Source organism: Streptomyces sp. SJL17-4 (genome assembly GCF_036826855.1).
Taxonomy (GTDB): Bacteria; Actinomycetota; Actinomycetes; order Streptomycetales; family Streptomycetaceae; genus Streptomyces.
In genome coordinates this window covers 6,057,708-6,079,322 of the sequence record NZ_CP104578.1, presented here as the reverse complement: position 1 = coordinate 6,079,322, position 21,615 = coordinate 6,057,708, and the positions used below count along the sequence as shown (strand labels likewise).

23 protein-coding genes are annotated in these 21,615 nt (G+C 72.0%); 9 read left to right on the top strand and 14 right to left on the bottom strand.

Going from position 1 to position 21,615, the window contains the following annotated elements; genetic code table 11:
* Positions 1-8 precede the first annotated feature (8 nt).
* The 3 genes from N5875_RS27325 to N5875_RS27315 are packed head-to-tail and all read right to left on the bottom strand — an operon-like array spanning position 9 to position 5,079.
* Positions 9-1,499, bottom strand: coding sequence for an MFS transporter (locus N5875_RS27325; protein WP_318211428.1), 1,491 nt, complete (start codon positions 1,497-1,499; stop codon positions 9-11).
* A gap of 49 nt (positions 1,500-1,548) precedes the next feature.
* The gene (locus N5875_RS27320; RefSeq protein ID WP_338496763.1) at positions 1,549-2,745 is read right to left on the bottom strand and encodes a lipid-transfer protein; all 1,197 of its coding nucleotides are present in this window, start codon (positions 2,743-2,745) and stop codon (positions 1,549-1,551) included.
* 12 nt (positions 2,746-2,757) lie between these two features.
* Positions 2,758-5,079 carry an acyl-CoA dehydrogenase gene (locus N5875_RS27315; protein ID WP_338496761.1) on the bottom strand — a complete coding sequence of 774 codons (2,322 nt, stop codon included), beginning with the start codon at positions 5,077-5,079 and terminating at the stop codon, positions 2,758-2,760.
* Between the two features lie 134 nt (positions 5,080-5,213).
* On the opposite strand from N5875_RS27315, the gene N5875_RS27310 reads away from it, so the two are divergent.
* Positions 5,214-5,600: a hypothetical protein gene (locus N5875_RS27310; protein ID WP_338496759.1), complete on the top strand. Its 387-nt coding sequence runs from the start codon at positions 5,214-5,216 to the stop codon at positions 5,598-5,600.
* Between the two features lie 42 nt (positions 5,601-5,642).
* Here the strand turns inward: N5875_RS27310 and N5875_RS27305 are convergent, their stop codons facing one another.
* Together N5875_RS27305 and N5875_RS27300 are read right to left on the bottom strand one after the other, a co-directional pair.
* The gene (locus N5875_RS27305) at positions 5,643-6,608 is read right to left on the bottom strand and encodes a helix-turn-helix domain-containing protein (RefSeq protein ID WP_338499274.1); all 966 of its coding nucleotides are present in this window, start codon (positions 6,606-6,608) and stop codon (positions 5,643-5,645) included.
* Positions 6,609-6,850: 242 nt separating this feature from the next.
* Complete coding sequence (locus N5875_RS27300) at positions 6,851-7,177, bottom strand: FKBP-type peptidyl-prolyl cis-trans isomerase (RefSeq protein ID WP_318211432.1); 327 nt, start codon at positions 7,175-7,177, stop codon at positions 6,851-6,853.
* A gap of 160 nt (positions 7,178-7,337) precedes the next feature.
* Between N5875_RS27300 and N5875_RS27295 the strand changes: the two genes are divergently transcribed.
* Positions 7,338-7,739 carry a cupin domain-containing protein gene (locus tag N5875_RS27295; protein WP_318211433.1) on the top strand — a complete coding sequence of 134 codons (402 nt, stop codon included), beginning with the start codon at positions 7,338-7,340 and terminating at the stop codon, positions 7,737-7,739.
* A gap of 47 nt (positions 7,740-7,786) precedes the next feature.
* Here the strand turns inward: N5875_RS27295 and N5875_RS27290 are convergent, their stop codons facing one another.
* Positions 7,787-8,779: an endonuclease/exonuclease/phosphatase family protein gene (locus N5875_RS27290; protein ID WP_338496755.1), complete on the bottom strand. Its 993-nt coding sequence runs from the start codon at positions 8,777-8,779 to the stop codon at positions 7,787-7,789.
* 123 nt (positions 8,780-8,902) lie between these two features.
* Between N5875_RS27290 and N5875_RS27285 the strand changes: the two genes are divergently transcribed.
* Complete coding sequence (locus tag N5875_RS27285) at positions 8,903-9,325, top strand: DUF4259 domain-containing protein (RefSeq protein WP_318211435.1); 423 nt, start codon at positions 8,903-8,905, stop codon at positions 9,323-9,325.
* 25 nt (positions 9,326-9,350) lie between these two features.
* Here N5875_RS27285 and N5875_RS27280 read toward each other — a convergent pair whose 3' ends face one another.
* Genes N5875_RS27280 through N5875_RS27265 form a run of 4 tightly spaced genes read right to left on the bottom strand, consistent with a single transcriptional unit; the run spans position 9,351 to position 11,596 of the window.
* On the bottom strand, positions 9,351-10,052 hold the full coding sequence (locus N5875_RS27280) for a hypothetical protein (protein ID WP_318211436.1): 702 nt from the start codon (positions 10,050-10,052) through the stop codon (positions 9,351-9,353).
* Positions 10,049-10,510 carry a hypothetical protein gene (locus N5875_RS27275; protein ID WP_338496752.1) on the bottom strand — a complete coding sequence of 154 codons (462 nt, stop codon included), beginning with the start codon at positions 10,508-10,510 and terminating at the stop codon, positions 10,049-10,051. The genes N5875_RS27280 and N5875_RS27275 overlap by 4 nt, the downstream gene beginning before the upstream one ends.
* Before the next feature lie 2 nt (positions 10,511-10,512).
* The gene (locus tag N5875_RS27270; RefSeq protein ID WP_338496750.1) at positions 10,513-10,788 is read right to left on the bottom strand and encodes a DUF397 domain-containing protein; all 276 of its coding nucleotides are present in this window, start codon (positions 10,786-10,788) and stop codon (positions 10,513-10,515) included.
* Positions 10,757-11,596 carry a helix-turn-helix transcriptional regulator gene (locus N5875_RS27265; RefSeq protein ID WP_338496746.1) on the bottom strand — a complete coding sequence of 280 codons (840 nt, stop codon included), beginning with the start codon at positions 11,594-11,596 and terminating at the stop codon, positions 10,757-10,759. The genes N5875_RS27270 and N5875_RS27265 overlap by 32 nt, the downstream gene beginning before the upstream one ends.
* 84 nt (positions 11,597-11,680) lie before the next feature.
* Here N5875_RS27265 and N5875_RS27260 point away from each other — a divergent pair, with 84 nt between their 5' ends.
* Entirely contained in the window at positions 11,681-12,088 is a 408-nt protein-coding gene (locus N5875_RS27260; RefSeq protein WP_318211440.1) for an ATP-binding protein, read from the top strand.
* 56 nt (positions 12,089-12,144) lie between these two features.
* Positions 12,145-12,777, top strand: coding sequence for a class I SAM-dependent methyltransferase (locus N5875_RS27255; RefSeq protein WP_318211441.1), 633 nt, complete (start codon positions 12,145-12,147; stop codon positions 12,775-12,777).
* A gap of 67 nt (positions 12,778-12,844) precedes the next feature.
* On the opposite strand, the gene N5875_RS27250 is transcribed toward N5875_RS27255, so the two are convergent.
* Positions 12,845-14,470 (bottom strand): hypothetical protein, encoded by a 1,626-nt coding sequence (locus tag N5875_RS27250; RefSeq protein WP_338496741.1) that lies wholly within the window; start codon positions 14,468-14,470, stop codon positions 12,845-12,847.
* Between the two features lie 601 nt (positions 14,471-15,071).
* Between N5875_RS27250 and N5875_RS27245 the strand changes: the two genes are divergently transcribed.
* From N5875_RS27245 to N5875_RS27230, 4 genes are all read left to right on the top strand, one after another.
* Positions 15,072-15,959 carry an N-acetylmuramoyl-L-alanine amidase gene (locus N5875_RS27245; protein WP_318210957.1) on the top strand — a complete coding sequence of 296 codons (888 nt, stop codon included), beginning with the start codon at positions 15,072-15,074 and terminating at the stop codon, positions 15,957-15,959.
* Between the two features lie 125 nt (positions 15,960-16,084).
* On the top strand, positions 16,085-16,942 hold the full coding sequence (locus N5875_RS27240; protein WP_338496739.1) for a DUF5336 domain-containing protein: 858 nt from the start codon (positions 16,085-16,087) through the stop codon (positions 16,940-16,942).
* Positions 16,943-17,066: 124 nt separating this feature from the next.
* A complete protein-coding gene (locus N5875_RS27235; protein ID WP_318210959.1) occupies positions 17,067-18,077 on the top strand; it encodes an LLM class F420-dependent oxidoreductase in 1,011 nt (336 codons plus the stop codon).
* A 290-nt stretch (positions 18,078-18,367) separates the two neighbouring features.
* Positions 18,368-18,760, top strand: coding sequence for a nuclear transport factor 2 family protein (locus tag N5875_RS27230; protein ID WP_318210960.1), 393 nt, complete (start codon positions 18,368-18,370; stop codon positions 18,758-18,760).
* 142 nt (positions 18,761-18,902) lie between these two features.
* Here N5875_RS27230 and N5875_RS27225 read toward each other — a convergent pair whose 3' ends face one another.
* From N5875_RS27225 to N5875_RS27215, 3 genes are all read right to left on the bottom strand, one after another.
* Positions 18,903-19,463: a hypothetical protein gene (locus N5875_RS27225; protein ID WP_318210961.1), complete on the bottom strand. Its 561-nt coding sequence runs from the start codon at positions 19,461-19,463 to the stop codon at positions 18,903-18,905.
* A 243-nt stretch (positions 19,464-19,706) separates the two neighbouring features.
* A complete protein-coding gene (locus N5875_RS27220; RefSeq protein WP_318210962.1) occupies positions 19,707-20,792 on the bottom strand; it encodes a prenyltransferase in 1,086 nt (361 codons plus the stop codon).
* A complete protein-coding gene (locus tag N5875_RS27215; protein WP_338496732.1) occupies positions 20,789-21,601 on the bottom strand; it encodes a class I SAM-dependent methyltransferase in 813 nt (270 codons plus the stop codon). The genes N5875_RS27220 and N5875_RS27215 overlap by 4 nt, the downstream gene beginning before the upstream one ends.
* Positions 21,602-21,615: the final 14 nt, after the last annotated feature.

Below are 21,615 nucleotides of genomic sequence, written 5' to 3'. Positions count from 1 at the left end.
GGGCATTGTCACCCGCGGCGGGCCACCGCCTTGGCCGCCGGCTTCGGGAGCCACAGGAGCATCAGCACCGCCGCCCCGATCAGGACCCCCGTCGCGGCGCGGAACGCCATCGCGTACCCCGGGACCAGGGAGGACGGATCCGGCGCCGCCGAGGTGACGGCGGGGGTGGCCGCCGCCGCGATCGTCGAGAGGACCGCGAGGCCCAGCGCGCCGCCCATCGTGCGGGAGGTGTTGACCAGGCCCGAGACGAGGCCCGCGTCGGACGGGGAGGCGCTGGAGGTGGCGAGGGTGGCCAGGGGGGTGGTGGCCAGGCCGAGGCCCGCCATCATCAGGATGCCGGGGCCCAGGATCGTCCCGAGGAACGTGCCGTCGGCCGTGAGCGTCGACTGCCAGGCGAAGCCCGCCGCCCCGACGAGGGCACCGATGACGGCGAGGTTCCGCGCGCCGACGATCGGCATCAGGTACGGGGCCAGCTTGGAGCCCAGGACGACGCTGAGGGAGCTGGGGACCAGGGCGAGGCCCGCCTGGAGCGGGGTGTACGCGAGCACGCTCTGCGCGTAGGTGGTCATGAAGAACCACATGCCGAAGGAGCTCGAACCGCACAGCAGGATCGCCACGTTGGCCGCCGACACCGCGCGCGTACGGAAGATCCCCAGCCGCATCAGCGGCTCCGCCGTGCGGGCCTCCACCGCGACGAAGACGCCGAGGAGCGCCAGACCGCCGAGGAGGGTCAGCAGGGTCGTCGGGTCCGTCCAGCCCGCCTCCTCGGTCTGGACGATCCCGTACGCGAGGGTGGCGAGCCCCGCCGTGACGAGGACCGCGCCGGGCAGGTCGAGGCGGCGGCCCGCGCCGGTGCGGGACTCACGGAGCCAGAACAGCGCGCCCACGAGAACGAGGCCGCCGACGGGGACGTTGATGAGCAGGACCCAGCGCCAGGACAGCAGGTCGACCAGGAGGCCGCCGACGAAACCGCCCGCCGCGCCGCCGGCCGCGCCGACCGCCGTCCAGGTGCCGATGGCCCGGGTGCGGGCGGCTCCGGCGGGGACGGCGGCGGTGACCAGGGTCAGCGTGGCGGGCGAGAGGACGGCCGCGCCGAGGCCCTGCACGGCGCGGGCGGCGACGAGTTGCCAGCCTTCCTGGGCGAGGCCGCCCGCGACCGACGCGGCGGTGAAGAGACCGAGCCCGAGCAGGAACATCGCCTTCCGCCCGTAGAGGTCGGAGGCACGTCCGCCGAGCAGCATGAAGCCGGCGAAGGCGATGGCGTAGGCGTTGAGGACCCATTGCAGACCGAGGGCCGAGAGTCCGAGGTCGGTCCGCATCGACGGGAGCGCCACGTTCACGACGGAGACGTCGAGGACGACGAGGAACTGGCCCGCGCAGGCGGTCAGGACGACCGCCCAGGCGCGGGGCGTGGGTATGGAGGGGGTGGCGGGGGTGGCAGGGGTCGCGGGAGGCGTCCGTACGGAGGCGGAGTCGGAATCGGAGTCGGTCTGCGGCATGAATGTGATGGTCGCAGACCGTATCCGCCCCGTACATGGGGATAAGGTCCTACGCCCTGCGCAGCAGCGTCACCACCGCCGCGCCGCCCAGGCCGATGTTGTGCGCGAGCCCGACCCGCGCCCCCGCGACCTGCCGGGCCCCCGCCTCGCCCCGGAGCTGCCAGACGAGTTCGGCCGCCTGCGCGAGGCCCGTCGCGCCCAGCGGGTGGCCCTTGGAGATGAGGCCGCCGGAGGGGTTCACGACCCAGCGGCCGCCGTACGTCGTGGCGCCGGACTCGACGAGCTTGCCGGACGCGCCCTCCTCGCACATGCCGAGCGCCTCGTACGTGAGGAGTTCGTTGATGGAGAAGCAGTCGTGCAGTTCGATCACGTCGACGTCCTCGATGCCGAGCCCGGAGCGCTCGTACGCCTGCCGGGCGGCGGCCCGGGACATCGGGCGGCCGACGGCGTCGATGCAGGAGCCCGAGGCGAAGGACTCCTCGGTGTCGGTGGTCATGGCCTGTCCGGCGATCTCCACCGCCCGGTCCCGCAGCCCGTGTGCGTCGACGAAGCGCTCGGAGACGACGAGGGCCGCCGCCGCGCCGTCGGAGGTGGGCGAGCACTGGAGCTTGGTGAGCGGCCGGTGGACGGTCTTCGCGGCGAGGATCTCGTCGACCGTGTAGACGTCCTGGAACTGGGCGTTGGGGTTGTTCACCGAGTGCTGGTGGTTCTTGGCGCCGACGGCCGCGAGCTGCACTTCGGTCGTCCCGTACCGCTCCATGTGCTCGCGGGCGGCGTTGCCGAAGATCTGCGCGGTGGGCGGGGACGCCTCGAAGCCGTGGGCTGCGGCCATGATGCCGTAGTGCCGGGCGACCGGAGACGTCCTGAAGTCGCCGGCCCCCGATCCGCCGCCGAGCGCGCCCCGGCTCATCTTCTCGAAGCCGACGGCGAGGACGCAGTCGGCGATGCCGCCCTCGACGAACTGGCGGGCGGTCATGAGGGCGGTGGAGCCGGTCGCGCAGTTGTTGTTGAGGTTGTAGACGGGGATGCCGGAGAGCCCGAGTTCGTACACGGCGCGCTGTCCGGCGGTGGAGGCCTGGAAGCAGTAGCCGACGGCGGCCTGCTCCACGCGCGCGTAGGGGACGCCGGCGTCGGCGAGGGCGGCGGTTCCGGCCTCCTTGACCATGTCCCAGTACTGCCAGTCACGGGTCTCGGGCTTCTCGAACTTGGTCATCCCGACACCGACGACGTACGCCTTGGTGGTCATCGCGGTTCCCCCTCAGTCTCTCGGCAGGCCGAGCAGCCGCTCGGCGACGACATTGAGCTGTACCTGTGTGGTGCCGCCCGCGATGGTGAGGCAGCGGGACATGAGCAGGCCGTGGACGGCCCGTTCGCCGGGGCCCTCGCGCACGGCGCCTTCGGGGCCGAGGAGTTCGAGGGTGAGTTCGGCGAGTTTCTGCTGGTGGAGGGTCTGGACGAGCTTGCGGACGCTGGCGCCCGCACCGGGTTCGAGCCCGGACACCTGGAGCAGGGTGGTGCGCAGGCCGATGCACGCGAGCGCGTGCGCCTCGGCGAGCAGGGCGCCGATCCGTACCCGTACGGAGCTGTCGACCCGGTCCGCCTCGGCGATGACGGCTTCGAGGCCGGTGTCGAAGGCGACCTGGTCGGCCATGTGGACGCGCTCGTTGCCGAGGGTGTTGCGGGCGACCCGCCAGCCGTCGTCGACCTCGCCGACGACGGCGTCGGCGGGGAGGATCGCGTCGTCGAACCAGACCTCGTTGAAGAGGGACTCCCCGGTGATCTCCTTGAGCGGCCGTACGTCGATCCCGGGGGTGTTCCGCATGTCGACGAGGAAGTAGGTGAGGCCCTTGTGCTTGGGGGCGGCCGGGTCGGTACGGGCGAGCAGGATGCCGTGGTGGGCCCATTGGGCGGCGCTCGTCCACACCTTCTGGCCGTTGATCCGCCAGCGTCCGTCCTCGGTGCGCTCGGCCCGCGTACGGAGGGAGGCGAGGTCGGATCCCGCGCCGGGCTCGGAGAAGAGCTGGCACCAGAGGCGCTCGCCGCGCAGGGTGGGGCCGAGGTGCTCGTCCTGCTGGGCGCGGGTGCCGTGGGCGAGGAGGGATGGCACGACCCAGGTGGCGATGCCGAGCCCGGCGACGGTGATCCCGGCCTCGTCGAGTTCACGCTGGACGGCGAGCTGTTGGAGGGGGCCCGCGCCGAGTCCGTACGGCTCCGGGAGGTGCGGGGCGGCGTAGCCGGTGGGGGCGAGGGCGCGGCGGGCGGCGGCGGGGTCGAGTCCGACGGCGGGGGCGACGGCCTCGCGGGCCGCCCTCCTGTACGGGTCGGCCTCGGCCGGCAGATCGAGCCGGAGACCGCGCCGGACGCCGCCGGCGGCGAGCCGGAGGGCGGCGAGCCGGTGCCGGTCGCCGGTGCCGAGGAGCTGGCGGGCGACGAGGGCGCGGCGGAGCAGCAGGTGGGCGTCGTGCTCCCAGGTGAAGCCGGTGCCGCCGAGGATCTGGATGCAGTCCTTGGCGCAGGTGAACGCGGTGTCGAGGGCGGTGGCGGCGGCGAGCGCGGCGGTGAGGGACCGGGCCTCGTCGTCACCGGCGCGGGCCTCGTCGCCTCCGGCGCGGGCCTCGTCGCCTCCGGCGCGGGCCTCGTCGTCACCGGCCCTGGCGGCGTCGCGGACGAGGTCGCGGGCCTGTTCGTCACCGGCCCTTGCGGCGTCCCAGGTGAGGGCGCGGGCCTGTTCGAGCCGGACGAGCATGTCGGCGCAGAGGTGTTTGACGCCCTGGAACTGTCCGATGGGGCGGCCGAACTGTTCGCGGGTACGGGCGTGTTCGGCGGCGGTCTCGACGGCGCGGGCGGCGGTGCCGCAGGCGTCGGCGGCGAAGAGGACGGCGGCGAGGTCGTGGACGAGGGCGGTGTCGAGGGCGAGCTCGCGAGCGGCGGGGACGTGACGGGCCCGGGCGGTGATCTCGGCGGTGGGGCGGGTGGGGTCGGCGCTCTCGTGGGGCCGGACCACGAGCCCGTCGGCGTCGACGGCGAGCCAGACGGAGCCGTCGGCGGTGGCGGCGCGCAGGATGACGAGATCGGCCTGGGCGCCGCCGAGGACGGGGGGCGCGGTGCCGTCGAGGAGGTAGCCGCTCGCGGTACGGACGGCGGTGAGGCTCCCCGTACCCCCCAGGGCGACGGCCCCGACCCGCTCCCCGCCTGCGAGTGCGGCGGCGAGCTCCCCGATCCGCTCCCCGATCCGCTTCTCGCCCGCGAGGGCGCCGGCGAGCTCCCCGTCCCCGGCCCGTCGAAGCAGCTCGGCGGCGAGTACGGAGGGGAGGTACGGCCCCGGGAGCAGCGCCCGGGCCGCCTCCTCCACGACCACGACGAGATCCCCGAGGTCGCCGCCCCCTCCCCCGTACCCCTCGGGAAGATGCAGCCCGAGGAGCCCCTGCTCGGCGGCGGCGTCCCAGTACGCCGGGCGGCCGGTGGCGGTGTCGGGGACGTCGAGGTGCTTGCGGACCTCCTCGGGAGGTACGGCGCGGGTGAGCCAGCCCCGGACGGATCGGGCGAGCTCCCGCTGTTCGTGCGTGATGGCGATGCCCATGCGCGGCAGACTAGAACACGTTCCATTCTGACGGAAGGTCAGATACGGGATCGGGCGCGGGCGGGCGCGCACAGCACGCGTCGCCCGACGGGAAACGCGTGGTCAGGCGGGTGGGGGTCCGGCAGCATGTGCTCATGAACATCGCGAACGGTCCCGGCGACGACCCCGTCCGGCTGCTGATCGGTCACGAGGTCAGCGCCGTGTCGTTCGTGCGCGACTACGTCGAGCTGCACTTCGACGGCCCGGTGCTGCGGGCGCTGGCCGACCCCGTGGGGGTGTACGGGGGCAGCGAGTGGCGCTTCCCCGAGCCCGGGTCGCCGGACCTCATGCGCCGCTACATCGGCGAGACCGTCGACGGCTGTGAACTGGATCCGGACCGGATCATCGCCCTGCACTTCGGCGAGCACCGCTTCGCCATTCCCCTGGACGACGGTTCGAGCGGGGGCCCCGAGGCGGCCCACCTGGTCGGCACCGACGAATCCGGCCGGACTTCCGTCCTCGGCGGGGTGTGGGTCTGGTAGCGGCCTGCTCATACGGGGCGCCCAGCCGGACCGGCTGACGACTCACCTGCCTGCCCCGATCCCGGGGCCGGGGCCGGGGCCGGGGCCGAATCGTCGCCGGTACTCCGAGGGGGCGAGGCCCGTCTCCCGGCGCATCAGCGCGCGCAGATGCGCGGCCGTACCGAGCCCGCTGCTTCGCGCGACCGCGTCGAGGCGCGCCTCGCCCCGCTCGATGAGCCGACAGGCCAGGGCGATCCGCTCCCCCGTGAGCCAGGCCAGCGGCGTGGTCCCCAACTGCACCCGGAAACGGCGGTGCAGGGTCGCGGGGCTGACGGAGGCGCGCGCCGCGAGGGTGGCCACCGTCAGGGGCTCGTCGAGGCGCGCCTGCGCCCAGGCCAGGACCGGGGCCAAGGACTCATCGGGGAAGTCGGGCACGGGGCGCTCGATGAACTGCCGCTGCCCGCCGTCCCGGTGCGCCGCGAAGACAAGGCGGCGACTGACGGCGTTGGCGATCTCCGCGCCGTGGTCACGGCGGACGATGTGCAGTCCGAGGTCGAGCGCGGCGGCGCTGCCGGCCGCGGTGAGGATGTCTCCGTCGTCGACGAAGAGGACGTCCTCTTCGAGCGTCACGGCGGGGAAGCGCTCCCGGAAGGAGTCCGCCCACTGCCAGTGCGCGGTGGCCCGCCGCCCGTCGAGCACCCCGGCCTCGGCGAGCGTGAAGGCACCGCTGCAGAACCCGACGAGCCGCGCACCGCTCGCGTGCGCGCGCCGGACGGCGTCGAGGACCGCCGGGCGGCGGGGCACGTCGACGTCGGGGCGGTTGGGGACGATCACGGTGTCCGCCCCTTCGGTCGCCTCCAGGCCGGCGACCCCGGAGAGGGTGAAGAAGCCGTCCCGCATGAGGATGTCCGGCTCGGGCGAGCAGAGGCGGAAGTCGTACAGCTCGCGGCCGATCTCGGGCCGGCGCAGACCGAAGACCTCGGTGGCGCAGCCGAGCTCGAAGGGGTTCGAGTGGGCGTCGACGATCACGACGACCCGGTGGAGACGGTGGAGACGGTCGAGAGGGTGGAGAGGGTGGAGAGGGTGGAGAGGGTCGGCGGAGGCTCCCTGCGAGGATTCGTGCGGCATGGGCGATTCCTAGCACGCACGCGGTCCGTACGCGGTCCGCACTCCACCGGCGGGGGCCCGCACTCCACCGGCGCGGGCGTTCCCCCGGCCCCGCGCTCGCCGGGGGAACAACGCCACGCTCGGACGGACGGCCGCCGTGGCCACTAATTGATCTTGAGGAGCTCCACGTCGAAGATGAGCGTGGCCTTGGGCGGAATGGCGCCCGGAACACCCCTGTCGCCGTAGCCGTAGTCGGAGGTGATCGTCAGCTTGGCACGCTCGCCCAGCGACATCTGGGGGACGCCTTCGTCCCAGCCCTTGATGAGCTGGCCGATCCCGATCTTGCTGACGAACGGCTCGCCCCTGTCCCGGGACGAGTCGAACTTCTTGCCGTTCTCCAACGTGCCCGTGTAGTGCATCCGCACCACGTCTCCGGGCTTGGGGAAGTTCTGGCCGTCCCCGGCCTCGATGACTTCTCGCGTGACACCCATGTGTTCCTCTTCTCGGCTGCGAGCTCGGCTGTGAGCTCGGCTGTGAGCCCGACTGTGAGCGGTCGTGACGAGGGCGACGATACGTACCTGCGAGGATTCTTGCGACATGTGCGATTCCTGGCACTCACGCGGCCCGCGCTCCACCGGCGACGATCCCCGTATGAGCAACGGCAACGACCCCATCGCCCTCGACCAGGCCCTGGCCTCCTTCGACGCCCTGTGGAGCCCCCGCATCGTCACGCACGTCAACGACTACGACGTCCGCGTCGCCAAGGTCGGGGGCGAGCACGTCTGGCACGCCCACGACACCACCGACGAGTTCTTCCTCGTCCTCGACGGCGAGCTGCACCTCTCGCTGCGCGAGCCGGCCGGGGAGCGCACGGTCCGGCTCCCCCGGGGCTCGGTCTTCACCGTCCCGCGCGGCACGCAGCACAAGCCGTACGCCCCCGAGGGCGCCGCCATCCTCATGTTCGAGCCCACGGGCACCTCGACGGTCGGCGACCGCCACGACGCGCTCCCCGAACACGTCGACGCCACGACCGGGCACGCGCTCGACGCCTGACGGGCCCACGTCTCCCGGACGACTTCTCCCGGGCCAGTTCTCCCGGGCTACTTCTCCCAGGCCGCCGCGCCCCGGAGGAGGTGGTGGTCGGACAGCCCCTGCGTGCAGGGCAGGGCGTCTCCCTGCACGGTCTTGAACCACTCGTAGCTCAGGAAGACGTAGTCGATCTTGCTGGTCTCGGTCGTGTGATCCGAGCAGGTCGTGCTGGCGGTCGCCTCGCCGCTGCGGCAGCGGTCCGCCGTCTGGGGGCAGTCGACGTCCGTGAACTGCTCCTTGTCGTTCTCGTCGACCTCCTGGAACCGGCCGGCCGAACCCGCCCCGTGGTTGTAGAGGGTGTTCATGTCGGCGTGCTCGGGCACCTGGTTGAAGTCCCCCGCGAGGACCACGGGCTCCCCGCCCTGCCTGCCGGCCTCGACGAGCTCCGCCACCTCGGGGATCTGAAGTGCCGTGGTCGCGTCATGGAAGTCGATGTGCGTGTTGCAGGCTCGGGCCGTACGGCCCTCCAGCCCGGCCTGGGCGCACAGGAGAATCCGGTCCTCCGTCGGCGCCGTGGGCACCTCGGGGAGGAAGGTGACGCTCCGCGTACCGTCGACGATCGAGCCCTGCCCCTTCGAGAAGATCGCCAGTCCGAAACGGCGGTCGACCGGGTCCCACTGGTCGCAGTCGGAGGCGGAGGCCAGCGACGCACCCCACACCGAGTCGTAGCTGTCCTCCCCGCCGCGCTGCGGCGCCAGCGCGTCCCGGATCAGCTTCCACTGCCCGTAACAGAGCTCCTGAAGCATGACCAGGTCGGTGTCCCAGGCGTCGATCTCCGCCACGAGGCCGGACACCCACGCGGACCTGATCGCCACCATCTCCTGCTCCGTCCTCGTCCCCTCCGAGAGGGGGCAGCTCGCTCCGCACACGTTGTACGAGATGAAGCGCAGCGGCTTCGCGTTCTCCGGGGTGACCTCGTCCGCCTGGGCGGGACCCGTCCCGGCGGTGAGGAGCAGGCCTATCGAGAAGAGCGCGGCGAGCAGCGCTCTGAACGACGCGCGCATGGGCACGTCCTTTCATGATCGGTGACGGACGGCGCATCCTCGCACGTCCCACCGGGCGGAAGGGCGTTGTCAGTGGGGCCTGTCACGATGCTTACAGAACGCGAGCAGAGGAGCGAACACACCATGGGCACCTGGGACATCGGCCCCTTCGACAACGACACCGCCGCCGACTTCTCGTACCGGGTGGACGAGGCTCCGGCGGAGAAGAAGGCGGAGGTGCTGCGTACGGCCTTCCGCGAGGTGATCGAGACCGGCGACGCCTACCTGGACGCGGACCTGGCGGACGAGGCGATCGCCTCGGCGGCCCTGGTCGCGGCCCAGTGCCCCGGCGGCGACCCCGTCACCACCGCGTACGGCCCGAAGGACCCCCTGCCGCCTCTCCCGGCCGACCTGCGCCCGCAGGCCGTGGCGGCCCTGGACCGGGTCCTCACCGAGCCCTCCGAACTCCTCGAACTCTGGGAGGAGTCGGACGGCGAGCAGTGGAAGACGGGGGTACGGAAGCTGCGCGCGGTCCTGGACGGAGCGGGCACGGGACCGGTCTCCTGAAGCGCCGGCGCTGACGCTCGCGGCTCTACCGGTCGTCGTACAGCGCGGCCCGCACGTAGGCGATCAGGCCGTCGCCCGGTACCTCGGTCCAGTGCGGAGAGGGCAGTCGGACGCTGCTGACCTCATAGCGCCCCTCCTCCGGCTCGTACACCACGACCTGACGGCTCGCCCAGTACATCGGGTCCACCCGCAGCCGGACGGCGCGGTGCGTCATCGTCGGGAACGTGTTCCGCAGCACGTCGTCCGCGTGGAGGCGGCGCAGAAGGCTCCGCTGCCCCCGGTAGTACTCGGACGCCAGGAGGTCCGCCCACTGCGCGGCGGTCGGCTCGCCCGCCTCCAGCGCCCTGGTGAACTCGCCGAGCTCCAGGAAGTCGAACCTCGCCGCGAGTTCGTCGAACGGAACTCCGTCCCGCCACGCCGCGATCGCCTCCACGAGCGTTCCCAGATCGTCCGTGCGGCCGATGTCCCAGCCGAAATCGGGAATGTGGGTGCGGAGCCTGAAACGACGTTCCTCGGTCACCGTGTCGACCGACAGGTAGCCCCTCGTCGTCTCGATGCCGACGGCGTCGACGGCCCAGGGCGGCAGGCCGATGTCGCAACCGCGCGCCTCCGCCGCCTGCCGCAGGGCCGCCACGAGGCCGCCCGAGGCGGTCACGGCCAGGTGGTTCCATTCGGCGACGACCTCCGGCGCGGCCCTGGGCGGCAGGTCGAACTCGGCGTCGTTCATGCGCTTCTCGCTTCTCTTTCCTCGGTCCGGTGACGATCGGAAGGACGCCGCAGCGCGAGGACGAGGCTCGTGACGGTCGCGGTGACCGCGATGAGCGCGAGGGCGAGGAGCGCCGGGTTGACCCACCACGGGACGACCTCGATGCCGTGGCACACCAGGCTCACCGGCAGCGCGCTGCTGGAGTCCGGGTAGTCCTTGATCCCCACGCCGAACCAGCACGCGTCTTCCGGGAAGAGGAACGGCAGGTACGACAGTCCGTACAGGTGGACCGCACCGCCTGCGAGGTACGCGAGCCCGGCGACCCAGGCGGCCTTCTTGGCGGGTGTGCGGCGGGGCCGGGGCGGTTGCGGCTGGGGCAGTTCGTCGCCCCGGCGGGCCCGGACGAGGCCGACGTAGGTGATCCCCGCCCAGGCCGGCAGGCCGATGGCGAGGATCATCGTCCCTATGAGGGTCGCCATGATCAGCGACCGCCGATACGCCCTTCGGCGGCGGCGCTCACGAAGGCCGTGAAGGCGGCGGGGGTGGCGAGGAAGGCGGGGCCTTCGGGGTTCTTGGAGTCACGGACGGCGATGTGGGCGGTGAGGTCGGCGAACTCGATGCATTCACCGCCGTTGGGACCGCTGCGGGAGGACTTGCGCCAGTTGGCAGTGCCGAGCGGGGCGCACTCGACGCAGTCGCCGCCATCGGATCCGCTGTAGGACGACTTACGCCACCGCAGGTCCTGGCTGGTGCCCATACCGCTCCTCCATCACGCGTTTGATCAGCGCCGCCGAGTCCTCCCGGGAGAGGGCCGAGGCTTGCAGCCGAGCGTAGCTGACGGACCGCTCCCTGATCACTTGCGGATCGGCGGTCAAGTGGCCCCCGCCGTAGACCGGCGCATAGAAGAGGTCCGGGTCGTCGTCGAAGCGGAGAAGGTTGAACGAACCCATCATCGCCGAGTGCTGTCCCACCTCGAAGGGAAGCACCTGCACCTGGATCCACGGATGGTCCAGGAAACCCAACAAGTGGGCGAGTTGGTTCCGCATGACCTCGGCCCCACCGATCTCCCGGTACAGCACCGCCTCGTCGAGCACGACACACAGCACCGGCGGATGCTCCCGTTCGAGGATGCGCTGGCGCTCCATCCGAGCCGCCACCATCTCGTCCAGTCGCCCCGGGTTCTCGACGCTCAGCACCGCCCGTGCGTACTCCTCCGTCTGCAGCAGGCCGTAGACCAGTTGCGACTGGTACGTCGAGATGTACGTCGCCTTCGCTTCCATGTCCGCGTACGGCTGGAACCACGTCGGCAGCTGGCTCTTCAGCACCAGCCCCACCAACCGCGAGAACACGCCTCCCGTCAGCAGTGCCGCGTCCAGCCGTTCCGAGAACTCGCGCGTGGGGACCTTCTTGGCCGTCTCTATCTGGCCGATGAGCGAGGCCGTGCAGAAGACGATGTCACCCAACTGCTCCTGATTGAGGCCCGCCTCCTCTCTCAGGCGGCGGAGTTCCGATCCGAAGTAGTCCAGCGGCGAGGCGCTGGGATCCAGGCTGCGGATGTTGACCACGACGAGGTCACCCCCAAGCTCACGCGGCGAGGCGTTGTGTTCAGGCCGTAGCCGAGCGTAACGAAAGCCGTCGACGCTGGTGGCATGAATCAGGCAACAGACCTCTACCCTGCGGTACTTGCGACGAGCTACCGCATGGGGTTCACCGTCGGTGAGCACTCCGCCGGTCACATGCGCCGCATCCTGCGCATGTTCCTCACGCGTTGGGAACTCGACCTGCTCGCCGACCCGGCGACCCTCGCGCTCACCGAGCTCGTCGCCAACGTCGTCCGGCACGTACCCGGCCGGCGGTGCTCCGTGCTCATGCTGCGCGAGCCGTACGGGCTCCGGGTGGAGGTCTCGGACGCCGTCCCCGGGGCCGTCTTCGCGAAGCTCGCCGGTCCGCTGGAGGAGAGCGGGCGGGGGCTCGCGCTCGTGGAGGCCCTCACGGACCGGTGGGGGGTCGACGAGACGGCCGGCGGCAAGACGGTCTGGTTCGAGTGCGACGCGTAGGGCACGCGTAGGGCACGATGGGCGCCGTACCCGCGTACCCGCCAGTAGGAGTCACCATGTCCGAGCCCGCGCCCGAGATCCTCGCCGCCTTCGAGGCCGCCAAGGGCTTCATGCCCGTCGGTGAGGGGCTCGCCCTGTACGCGGCGGCCACCGAGGCCGCGAAGCTCGGGCTGCCGCTCCTGGAGGTCGGTACGTACTGCGGGCGGTCCACGATCCTCCTCGCCGACGTGGCACGGCAGGCGGGGACGGTCGCGGTGACCGTGGACCACCACCGGGGCAGCGAGGAGCAGCAGCCTGGGTGGGAGTACCACGACGAGACCGTGGTCGACCCGGAGGTCGGACTCATGGACACCCTGCCGACGTTCCGGCGGACGCTGCGCAAGGCGGGGCTCGAAGAGCACGTGATCGCTGTGGTCGGGCGGTCGCCGCAGGTCGCGAAGGTGTGGGGCGGGCAGCTCGGGTTCGTGTTCGTCGACGGCGGGCACACCGACGAGCACGCCACGAACGACTACGAGGGCTGGGCGCCGAAGGTCGCCCCCGGGGGCCTGCTGGTCATCCACGACGTCTTCCCGAACCCGGAGGACGGCGGCCAGGCGCCGTACCGGATCTACCTGCGCGCGCTGGAGTCGGGGGACTTCGAGGAGGTCTCGGTCACGGACTCCCTGCGGGTCCTGCGCCGCCGGGGCTGAGTCTGCGGACAGGCCGACGGCCGCCCCCTCCGAAGGGGACGGCCGCCGGACACGCCTCCCTGAGAGGTCAGAAGCCCGACGTCACGTACAGGCAGTTCGTGTAGCTGTAGCCCGGTTCGATCTTCGCCTTGCTCGACTTGGTGTCACCGGCCGTGGCGGTGCCGGTGGAGACCCGCTTCTGGAGGAAGTGGTAGTCACCGGCGGGCAGCAGCAGGGTCGCCTTCGGGTACTTCGAGGACGGCCCGGTGCAGGCCTTGATCTTCTTGCCCTGCGAGAGGATCGGGCCGGGGTACTTGGTGCAGGTCCCGCACGACTTCAGGGTGATCTTGCCGGTCATCGGACCGGTGTAGAGAAGCTCGACCTCGCCCGGACCGTCGTTGCTCACCACCATCACCATCCGCGAACCGCCGGGCACGTCGCCCGAGGGCAGCTTCCCGCCCGCCGCCGGCTCCTCTTCGGCGATCTCGGCGGCGATGGCGACGGCGCGGGCCTGCGCGGCCTGCGGGCTGTCCGGGTAGTCCTTCGCGTACGCCGTCATCGTGTCGAGCGCGGCCTTGAAGTCCTTGTCCTTGAACTGGTCGGTCCCGCAGGCGAAGTCGCCCTTCTGGACCGCCGCGTCGGCCTGGTTCGCGGCGCCCTCGATCGACGGGTCCGTCATGCCGTCGAGCGAGGCGTCGATCACCTGCAGCTCCTTGGTGGTGTCGCAGGGGGCGCTGCCGCCCGTGAGGGCGTCCGTCCGGGTCTTGATCGACGCCTCGAAGGCCGGTGCGACCCGGGGCGCGTACGTCGACTTCGGGAAGGTCTTGAGGAGTTCGTTGAAGCTTTCCCTGGGATCCGGCTCGTAGGGCGCCTTGCCGAGCCCGGCCGCCCCGCACTCGTACAGGGAGTGGGCCAGCGGCTCGTCGGTCTTGGCGGGCCGGGTGCCCAGCAGATCCTTGTCGACGGTGGCCGGGAGCCCCCGCAGGTACGTGAGGCGCGGGACCGCGTCGCAGTACGCCTTGTCCTCGTACGGGGTGGAGATCGTCGCGAAGTAGGTGTCGAGGCGCACGGGGACGAGCTTCCCCGCCCGCGATCCCGCGTGCTCCGTGCCGAGCTTCTCGTACTCGTCGAGCGCCTTGCGGAAGGTCGGCTCGGCCTTGTCGAAGGCGAGGCCGTCGGCCGACTTCACGAGCCCGTCGGCGGCGGTGAGGCGGTCGAGCAGGGCCTGCTCCTTCGCCTCGTCGCGGGCCGCCCCGTACGCGAGCGAGCCGCCCGCGGGTACGGCGAGCAGCACGAGGGCCAGCGGCAGCGCGAGGCGGCGGAAGGACGTGCCGATCCGGAGGGTCGCGCGCAGGCCGCGGCGGGCGCCGTCGGCGGCGACGGCGAGGAGGAAGACGCCGTAGCCGACGAGGAGCCCGAGGGGCACGCCGTCGACGTCGGCGGGGAGGGCCAGGACGAGCAGGGCGGCGGTGGCGATCCAGCAGAGCGCGGCGCCGATCCAGTTGCGCAGGAGGACGTAACCGAGGCCCAGGCAGGAGAGGTTGAGCAGGCCGATCATGGCTGCCTGGGCGCCGTTCGCCTCGCCGCGCGGCTGCGCGGGCGGCTGCCCGCCGTCGCCGGGCGGCGGACCGAACCCGGGAGGTCCGTAACCGGGCGGCGGCCCGTACCCGGGCGGGGCGCCGGGCGGCGGCGGAGCGTCCCGGCACCGGCCCATCCGGGCGCGGTGGCGGGACCGGCGGCGGGAGCGGAGCCGGGCACCGCGCCGTAAGCGGGGCCGGGGGCGGGAGTGGGACTGGGGCCGGAAGCCTCGGGGCCGGGCCGGGTCGCCGCGCTCGGGGGCGGGTCGGTCGGCGGTCCGAAGCCCGCCGAGGGCCGCGCCTCCCAGGGCGCGGGGGCCACCGGCGCGGGCGTGACCGGCGCGCCGGAGTCCGGGGCCGGCCGGTCCGGGGCCGGCCGGTCCGGGGCCGCGGCCCGCAGTATCTGAGTCGACGAGTCGAGCGAGCCGCCCTGACCGGTCTGACCGGCCTGACCGGTCAGACCCGGCTGATCCGACTGACTCGACTGACTCGACTGGTTCGATCTGTCTAATACGTCGTCCTGCACAGGCCTGTCGGACGGCTCGGGACGTGCGTCGTTCGGTTCTTCCCCCACCACGGTTCCCCCTCGTGGGTCCATGCGCGGTGACACCCCACCGTCGCCTCTTGCACCTACCCTTCACGGTCTGCTCACACGCGTCCACCGTTCCGCGAAGCGGTGACCAAGCTGCGACGTACCCGCTGCGGGTTTTCGTCCCGTACAGGGCCTAGAGTCGCCAGGTGCCGTACGACCACCGGAACACCACCCGCCGCACCCGTACCCGTACCCGCAGCCTCGCGCTCGCCCTCGTCGCCACGGGCTGCTGCGCCGTACTCGCCGGCTGCGGGGCCTCGCAGGCCTCGCAGGCCTCGCAGCCGGACGGGAAGTCCACGGAGAGCCCGAAGGCCGCATCGCCCGCTCCCACCCCCACCCCCACTCCCACCCCCACGCCCCCCTCCCTCGCCGGGCGGACCGTCGTCCTCGACCCCGGCCACAACCCCGGCAATTTCCGCCATTCAACGGAAATCAACCAGAAGGTGAACATCGGGACGAACCGCAAGGAGTGCGACACCACGGGCACCTCCACGAACGCGGGATACACCGAGGCCTCCTTCACCCTCGACGTCACCCACCGGCTGCGGGACCTCCTCACGGCGCGCGGCGCCGAGGTGGTCCTGACGCATGACGCCGACCGCCCCTGGGGCCCGTGCATCGACGAGCGGGCGAAGATCGGCAACGCCGCCCGCGCCGACGCCGTCGTCTCCGTCCACGCGGACGGCTCCGCCGTCGGCAACCGCGGCTTCCATGTGATCCTGCCCGCACGCGTACGCGAGGGCTCCGCCGACACCGCGAAGATCGTCGGCCCCTCCCGCGAGCTCGGTGAGCGGATCGCCGACCGGTTCGCCCGCGCCACCGGAACGGCCCCCGCCAACTACCTCGGTTCCGGTACGGGGTTGGACGTCCGCGACGATCTCGGCGGACTCAATCTCTCAACCGTCCCCAAGGTCTTCGTCGAATGCGGCAATATGCGTGATCCGAAGGACGCACAGTTGCTCTCGTCGACGACGTGGCGACAGAAGGCGGCCCAGGGGATCGCCGACGGCATCGCCACCTACCTCAAGGGGTAGAACCGGCGGGCGATAGATTCGCTCCGTACGATGGGGGGCCGCTCCGTGCCGTCCCCCCCGTGCCACCCCCCGTACCAAGACCTGAGCGCCACTCCGACGCGACGACCCGACGAAGGACTTCTTACGTGAATATCCGCTCCCTCACCCGAGGCGATGCAGTGCTGATCGGTGCAGCGGTGGTGCTGTTCATCGCCTCGTTCCTGGGCGTGGCCGGCTGCGACGGCCCCGACGCCATCTGCGACCAGTACGAGACGCCGAACTCTTGGGAGGTGTCCTACCTCGGCTGGGGCGCGTTCTTCCTCGGCATCGCGGGTGCCGCGCTGGTCGTCCTCTCCCGCGGTCCTCTGCAGCAGCGCAAGGTGGCCGGCCTGGAGCTCGGCCAGGTCGGTGCCGCGTTCACCATCGCCGCCGCGTGGAACCTGCTCATGTGGATCTTCGAGGCGAACAACGCCGGTGCGGGTCTCATCCTCGGCCTGATCGCCTCCCTGCTCCTCGCCGGTGCCGCCGTCGCCGGATCGATGGTCCCGGCCCTCCAGGCCCCGCTCGTCGGCGCGCCCAAGCCGCAGACCCCGCAGCCGTACGGCATGCAGCCGGGCCAGCCCGGCCCGCAGGGCGTCCCCGGCGGCTACGGCTACCCGGGCGCGCAGCACCCGCAGTACGGCGGTCCGCAGGACCCGTCGCAGGGTGCGGGCCAGCCGTTCGGCGCACAGGCCGCCGCCCCGCAGCCGCAGGCCGCGCAGCAGCCCGAGCCGCAGGCGCAGGCCCCGCAGGGGCAGCCGGCCGCGGGCTTCGAGCCGTTCTGGTTCGCGGTCCCGGTGGCCCGTCCGCTGTACGCGGAGGACGGCTCGCAGGCGCCGATCGCCGAACTGGCCCCGGGTACCTGGTACCTGGCGGTCGAGCAGCGCGGCGCCACCCTGGTGGCCCAGACGCAGGACGGCCGTCGTGGCGTCCTGCAGGACACCACGGGCATCCAGCGCGGCTGATCCCGCCACAGCAGCACGACCGACGGCCCCCCGCCCGGAAGCGAATCCCTTCCGGGCGGGGGGCCGTTGGCGTACAGTCCCCGCATCCACCTGAACTGACGGATCGTCAGAAAGGATGCGGGGCATGCGACTCGGACTCGCCCTCGGCTATTGGGGCCGCGGCCCCTCCCCCGTCCACCTGGACCTCGCCCGCGAGGCCGAACGGCTCGGCTACGACTCGGTGTGGACGGCGGAGGCCTGGGGCTCCGACGCGTTCACCGCGCTGACCTGGATCGCCGCCCACACCAGCCGGATCAAGCTGGGCACGGCCGTCGCGCAGATGGCCGCCCGCGCCCCCACGACCACCGCGATGCACGCGCTCACCCTCGACCACCTCTCCGGCGGGCGGGTCATGCTCGGCCTCGGCCTGTCCGGACCGCAGGTCGTCGAGGGCTGGTACGGGCGCCCCTTCCCCCGCTCCCCGCTCACCGCGACCCGCGAGTACGTGGACGTGGTCCGCCAGGTGCTGCGCCGCGAGGCACCGGTCCGGCTCGACGGGCGCCACCACTCCCACCCGTACACCGGCTCCGACGGCACCGGGCTCGGCAAACCCCTCAAGCCGATCACCCACCCCCTCCGGGCCGACCTCCCGATCCTCCTCGGCGCCGAGGGACCGAAGAACATCGCGCAGACGCTCACGATCGCCGACGGCTGGCTGCCGCTGTACTGGTCCCCCGAGCGCTGGTCCGAGGTGTACGCGCTGCCCGAGCGGCTCCCGGAGGGCTTCCTGGTCGCCCCCATGGTCCGCGCCCAGGTCTGCGACGACGTGGCGGCCGGGCTGCTGCCCGTCAAGGCGATGCTCGGTTTCTACATCGGCGGCATGGGGCACGCGGCCCGCAACTTCCACGCCGACCTGATGGGGCGGATGGGGTACGAGAAGGAGGCCCGGCGCGTCCAGGAGCTGTTCGCCGCCGGGCGGCGCGAGGAGGCCGTCCTCGCGGTCCCGGACGCCTTCGCCGACGAGATCTCGCTGGTCGGCCCGCGGAAGCGGATCGCCGAACGGCTGGACGCATGGCGACGGGGCCCGGTGACGGACCTCCTCGCCACGTCACCGGACCCCGCGACCCTCCGCCTGCTCGCGGAGCTCAACGCCTAGGACTCGTCGGTCGATCAAGTCCGCAGCCAGAGGACCAGGGCTGCTGCTGTCGCGGTGCCGAGGAAGACGTACCCACGCTTGTCGTAGCGAGCAGCCGCTCCCACTCGGCATCCGTCAGGTCACCCCACCTCATGTCCACATCAACGACACCGACATGAAGGAGACATGACCGACTGGTCAGCTTCCGGGGGCGGGCGTCCAATCAGGTGGCGGGGCCGGCGAAGTCGGTGTGCCTGAGTCCCGCCGGCCGGATCCGACCTAGGTTCGTAGGGAGATCAAAGGAGGCTGCCATGGCCGATCACCCGAATATCGGGGTGTTTCACCGGGCTCTGGAGGCGTTTTCGGCCGGCGATATGGAGGCGCTGGCGGAGGTGTTCCACCCGGATGTGGTGTGGCATCTCGGCGGCCACGGTCCGCTGGCCGGTGACTACCGGGGGCGCGACGCCGCCTTCGCCCTGTTCCAACGGGAATTCGAGCTGACAGGCGGCACCTACCGCCCCCAGCTCCACGATGTGCTCGCCAACGACGAGCACACGGTCGCCCTGCTCCACGTCACGGCGTCACGCGAGGGCAAAGAGCTGGACATGGACGAGACGATCATCTTCCACATCCGGGAGGGCCGGATCACCGAAGCCTGGGTGCTGTGGTCCGACCAGAAGGCGTACGACGCGTTCTGGTCGTAGAGACGCCGCCCGTTCGCCACGCGCAGGACCGCCCCGGCACGGTGGCGGTCCTGCGTTCGTGGAAGTCCGGTACCCGCGCCAGGCGTCGTAGACCCACCCGGCCGAGATCCACCGGACAGGGCCCAGGGGGGGTGCCTCCGGGTCACCCGCCGCTGAGCTGGGAGGCGCTGGGGACCTTGTCGACGACCTCGGCGCCGGCGCTCTTGCCCGCGTCCTTGACGCTGTTGATGACGTTCTCGAAGGCGCCGACGTCCGCGTCGCCGACCTCGCCCTTGCGGAGCTTCGTCCCGAGCTCCTTGAGCGACTCGATCCCGGCCGTGAGCGGCGCGACCGCCTTCGACAGGAGCGGGTCGCCCTTGGCGTTGTTCGTCGCCGCCTTGAGCCGGTTGTACGTGAACGCGCCCGCGAGTCCCGCCTTCACCAGGGCGAAGGTCCGGCCGTCCGCGCCCTTCTTGAACTTGCCCGCGCGGTACGGCTTCACGATCCACTGGTACGTGGCCCCCGCGGCCAGCCCGGCGTTGGCCACGAACCGGGTCTTGGCGAGCTTCTGCTGCTCGAAGCTCGCCGAGGCCGTCGGGGTCGCGGCGCCGCTCGCGCTGGCGTCGTCGTCGCCGTTGCAGGCGGCGGTCGTCAGGAGCAGGGCGCAGGACAGCATCAACGCCACGACACCGCGCGACACGGACCGGGGGATGGATCTGGGCACGACAGGACCTCCCTGGGGGTTGTGGCGCCAGCCTCACCCGCGGCCCCGGGTGCCGCCACACGAGCGACTCCGAACGGGTCCGTCCCGCTGGGGCCCGTCCACCGGGTCCCGTCTCGCTGGATCCCGTCCCGCTGGATCCCGTCCTGCTGGATCCCGTCTCACTGGATCCCGTCTCGCTGGATCCCGTACCGCTGGATCCGTCCCGCGCCCCGGGCGGTCACGGACCCCCGGGGCGGTCCGGCATCAGCAGCAGTCGGGCGCCAGCCCCGTCGGAAGCCGTTCGCCGCCGAAGACGGCCACGGTCGCCTCCTCGCCGCCGAGGGCGGCCACCGCGAGCAGCAGGGAGCCCGCCGTCCAGGCGGTCTGCTCCTCGGGCCACACGGCCTTGTCGGCCTCCGTGTCGCCCTCGAAGACGTAGCCGGTCCAGTACATGCCGTTGTCGGCGCGCAGGTGCTGGATGTCCTGGAGGACGGTGAGGGCCCGGTCCGACTCCCCCATCGCCCAGAGGGCGAGGGCGAGTTCGCAGCTCTCGCCGCCGGTCACCCAGGGGTTGGGGATCACGCAGCGCACTCCGAGGCCGGGCACGACGAACGCGTCCCAGTCGGCCTCGATCCGGGCCTTCGCCTCCGCCCCGGTGACCGCCCCGCCGAGGACGGGGTAGTACCAGTCCATCGAGTAGCGCGACTTGTCGAGGAAACGCTCGGGGTGCCTGCGTATCGCGTGACCGAGCGCCCCGGCCGCCAACTCCCAGTCGGGCTGCGGCTCTTCACGGGTCTCGGCGATGGCGAGGGCACAGCGGAGCGCCTGGTGGATCGACGAACTGCCGGTGAGGAGCGCGTCGTTCACCGGCGTGCCGTCGGCCTCGCGCTTCCAGCCGATCTGGCCGCCGGGCTGCTGGAGCCCGAGGACGAACTCGACGGCCGCGTAGACGGCGGGCCACATCCGGTCGAGGAAGGCGTCGTCGCCGGTGGAGAGGTAGTGGTGCCAGACGCCGACCGCTATGTAGGCGACGAAGTTGGACTCCCGGCCGCGGTCGGTGACCTGGTCGGGCTCGCCGTCGTGGTAGGCCGCGAACCAGGAGCCGTCGCTGTTCTGGTGCCGGGCGAGCCACTCGTAGGCGCGGGCGGCGGCGGCGTGCTCACCGGCCGCGTCCAGGGCCATGGCGGCCTCGGTGTGGTCCCACGGGTCGAGGTGGTGGCCGCGGAACCAGGGCAGGGCGCCGTCCTCGCGCTGTACGGCGAGTATCCCGGCGACGGTCTCGGCGGCCTGCTCGGCGGTGAGGACCCCGGGCAGGACGAGGTGCTCGGCGATCCGCTCGGGAGAGGTCACTTGGCCGCGTCCGCGGCGTCGGCCTTGGGGTGGGGGTGCCCCCCGCGAAGCGAGGGGGAGTGGGGCTTGGTCGCGTAGGCCACGAAGCTCTTGCCGACGACCGGGTTGAGCAGCTGCTCGGCGACCCGGGTCAGGGCGGGCTTCTTCATGATGTCCCAGACCAGGAGCTTGTGGTACGCGCGGACCGGCAGCGCCTTGTCGTTGTCGACGCCGAAGGCGCACTTCAGCCACCAGTACGGCGAGTGCAGCGCGTGCGCGTGGTGGGTGCCGTACGGCTTGAGTCCGGCCTGCCGGATCTTGCCGAGGAGTTCGTCGGCCTTGTAGATGCGGATGTGACCGCCCTCGACCTCGTGGTACGCGTCGGAGAGCGTCCAGCAGATCTTCTCGGGGCCGTACCGCGGGACGGTGATCGCGATCCGCCCGCCGGGCTTGAGGACGCGGACCATCTCGGCGAGCACACCCTTGTCGTCGGGGATGTGCTCCATCACCTCGGAGATGATGACGACGTCGAAGGACTCGTCGGGGAACGGCAGGTTGAGCGCGTCACCCTCCATCGCGGTGGCGGTCGCGCCGGCCGGCGCCTCACCGGCCTCCTTCATCGCCGCGAACCACTTGGCGACCTCGCGGATCTCCTCGCCGTTCTGGTCGAGGGCCACGACCTGGGCACCGCGCCGGTAGCACTCGAAGGCGTGCCTGCCCGCCCCACAGCCCAGATCGAGCACACGGTCGCCGGGGGCGAGCGGGAAGCGGGTGAAGTCGACGGTCAGCACGAGGTCTGCCTTTCGGTGGTGACGGAGGGTTGTGGGCAATCGTTCCGCGGGGC

Excerpts from the sequence above, each read along its gene's own strand:
- N5875_RS27325 (WP_318211428.1), bottom strand. The coding sequence starts at position 1,499 with ATGCCGCAGACCGACTCCGATTCCGACTCCGCCTCCGTACGGACGCCT.
- N5875_RS27320 (WP_338496763.1), bottom strand. The coding sequence starts at position 2,745 with ATGACCACCAAGGCGTACGTCGTCGGTGTCGGGATGACCAAGTTCGAG.
- N5875_RS27315 (WP_338496761.1), bottom strand. The coding sequence starts at position 5,079 with ATGGGCATCGCCATCACGCACGAACAGCGGGAGCTCGCCCGATCCGTC.
- N5875_RS27310 (WP_338496759.1), top strand. The coding sequence starts at position 5,214 with ATGAACATCGCGAACGGTCCCGGCGACGACCCCGTCCGGCTGCTGATC.
- N5875_RS27300 (WP_318211432.1), bottom strand. The coding sequence starts at position 7,177 with ATGGGTGTCACGCGAGAAGTCATCGAGGCCGGGGACGGCCAGAACTTC.
- N5875_RS27295 (WP_318211433.1), top strand. The coding sequence starts at position 7,338 with ATGAGCAACGGCAACGACCCCATCGCCCTCGACCAGGCCCTGGCCTCC.
- N5875_RS27290 (WP_338496755.1), bottom strand. The coding sequence starts at position 8,779 with ATGCGCGCGTCGTTCAGAGCGCTGCTCGCCGCGCTCTTCTCGATAGGC.
- N5875_RS27285 (WP_318211435.1), top strand. The coding sequence starts at position 8,903 with ATGGGCACCTGGGACATCGGCCCCTTCGACAACGACACCGCCGCCGAC.
- N5875_RS27280 (WP_318211436.1), bottom strand. The coding sequence starts at position 10,052 with ATGAACGACGCCGAGTTCGACCTGCCGCCCAGGGCCGCGCCGGAGGTC.
- N5875_RS27275 (WP_338496752.1), bottom strand. The coding sequence starts at position 10,510 with ATGGCGACCCTCATAGGGACGATGATCCTCGCCATCGGCCTGCCGGCC.
- N5875_RS27270 (WP_338496750.1), bottom strand. The coding sequence starts at position 10,788 with ATGGGCACCAGCCAGGACCTGCGGTGGCGTAAGTCGTCCTACAGCGGA.
- N5875_RS27260 (WP_318211440.1), top strand. The coding sequence starts at position 11,681 with ATGAATCAGGCAACAGACCTCTACCCTGCGGTACTTGCGACGAGCTAC.
- N5875_RS27255 (WP_318211441.1), top strand. The coding sequence starts at position 12,145 with ATGTCCGAGCCCGCGCCCGAGATCCTCGCCGCCTTCGAGGCCGCCAAG.
- N5875_RS27250 (WP_338496741.1), bottom strand. The coding sequence starts at position 14,470 with ATGGGCCGGTGCCGGGACGCTCCGCCGCCGCCCGGCGCCCCGCCCGGG.
- N5875_RS27235 (WP_318210959.1), top strand. The coding sequence starts at position 17,067 with ATGCGACTCGGACTCGCCCTCGGCTATTGGGGCCGCGGCCCCTCCCCC.
- N5875_RS27230 (WP_318210960.1), top strand. The coding sequence starts at position 18,368 with ATGGCCGATCACCCGAATATCGGGGTGTTTCACCGGGCTCTGGAGGCG.